Source organism: Streptomyces viridosporus (genome assembly GCF_002078235.1).
GTDB lineage: Bacteria > Actinomycetota > Actinomycetes > Streptomycetales > Streptomycetaceae > Streptomyces > Streptomyces viridosporus.
In genome coordinates this window covers 1-1,823 of the sequence record NZ_MSGP01000903.1, presented here as the reverse complement: position 1 = coordinate 1,823, position 1,823 = coordinate 1, and the positions used below count along the sequence as shown (strand labels likewise).

At 75.7% G+C, this 1,823-nt stretch carries 2 protein-coding genes; both read left to right on the top strand.

The annotated features are described in order from the left end of the window. The first annotated feature begins 71 nt into the window (after positions 1–71). A complete protein-coding gene (locus tag B7L92_RS38565; protein WP_081241680.1) occupies positions 72–1,277 on the top strand; it encodes a glycosyltransferase family 4 protein in 1,206 nt (401 codons plus the stop codon). Further along, on the top strand, positions 1,274–1,823 hold a 550-nt coding region (locus B7L92_RS38560; RefSeq protein ID WP_081241679.1), incomplete at its 3' end, for a class I SAM-dependent methyltransferase. The genes B7L92_RS38565 and B7L92_RS38560, both read left to right, overlap by 4 nt.

The following is a 1,823-nucleotide window of genomic DNA, read 5'->3' as shown; positions in this document are numbered from 1 at the left end:
GCCCCGTCCGCAACCCCACGGCGCCCCACCGCCTCCGACTTCCCCACTCTCCGAGACGAGTTGGAGCAACGATGCCCCAGCACGTACCGTCCCCTCCTCCCCTCTCGGCCTCGCCCGAGCGGGGGGACTCCCACGAGCGAGGGGACTCCCACCGCGCCGCGTCCCCCAGCGCGTCGCAGCGCCCGGTGGCGCTCCCCGCCCCTCCCCGCCGGATCGTCTTCCTCGCCCACCGCGACCTGGGCAACCCGTCCGCCGGCGGCTCCGAGCTGCTGGTCGACCGGCTCGCCGACGGCCTGACCCGTCTGGGCCACCGGGTCACCCTGCTGTGCGGGGGGCCCGCGTCCTTCCGTGACTACCGGGTGGTGTCGGCGGGCGGCACCTACGGTCACTACCTCCGCGCCCCGTCCGCCTTCGCCCGTCAGGTCGGCGACTGCGACCTGCTGGTCGAGGTGTGCAACGGCGTGCCGTACCTGGCGCCGCTGTGGCACCACGGGCCCACCCTGTGCCTGGTCAACCACGTGCACACCGACCTGTGGCCGATGCGCTTCGGCGGCCCGCTGGCCCCGGCCGCGCGGATCGGGCGACGACTCGAGCACTGGGCGCTGACCGGTGCGCGCCGGCGCGGGCTGCTGGTCGCCGTCTCCCCGTCGACCGCGCACGCGCTGCACGGGCTCGGCGTACCGCGGGAGCGGATCCGGATCGTGCACAACGGTGTGGAGGAGCCGGGTCCGCGCGCCCCGCGCTCCCCGGAACCGCTGTTCGTGGCCGTGGGACGGCTCGTCGAGTACAAGCGCATCGATCTGCTCCTGAGGCTGTGGGAGCGGGTACGGCCGGTCACCGGCGGCCGGCTGGTGATCGTCGGTGACGGCCCCGAGCGGGACCGGCTGGAGCGCCTGGCCGGTCCGGACGTCGAGTTCGCCGGGCACGTGTCCGAGGCGGAGAAGCACCGCCTGCTGTGCGCGGCCTGGCTGCTGCTGCACCCGTCCGCGGTCGAGGGGTGGGGCCTGGTCGTCACCGAGGCGGCCGCCCGCGGCACGCCGGCGATCACGTTCGACGTCCCCGGTCTGCGGGACTCCGTGGTGGACGGCGTGACCGGTGTGCTGGCCCGGGGCGAGTCCTCGTTCGCGGCGGCCTGGTGCACCCTCGCGCTGTCCGCGCACCGCCGGGAGCTGATGGGCGAGGCGGCCCGCGACCGCGCCGCCCGCTTCCGCTGGGACCGCACGGTGCGGCAGTTCCGGACCGTGGCGGCCGAGGCCGTGAGGGGCCGGCAGCAGTGAGCACCGGCGGACTCCCCGGCCGGACGGGGCCGAGAACCGGGCGGGGGCCGAAGGACCCGTCGCTGCGCAGGTCCCTCGCCCTCTTCCGGGCCTTCCTGCGCGAGCAGGAGGACCCCGACGCCTGTTACGCGCTGCTCGCCCGGGACGCCGCCGACCAGGTCGAGGCGTACGGCGGCCCGGTGGCCGGCCGGGTGGTGGCGGACGTCGGCGGCGGCAGCGGCCACTTCACCGAGGAGTTCCGCGCCCGCGGCGCGTACGCCTACCTGTTCGAGCCCGACGTGCGGGAGCTCGCCGAGAAGCCGCCCGAGGGAACGGTGGTGGCGGACGGTTACCTGCTGCCGCTGGCCGACGGGTGCGCGGACGTCACGTTCTCCTCCAACGTCCTGGAGCACGTGGCCGATCCGCAGACCTTCCTCAGCGAGCTGGTCCGGGTGACCCGGCCGGGCGGGCTGGTCTACGTGTCGTTCACCAACTGGCTGTCCCCCTGGGGCGGTCACGAGTGGGCCCCCTGGCACTACCTCGGGGCCGAGCGGGCCCGGGCCCGCT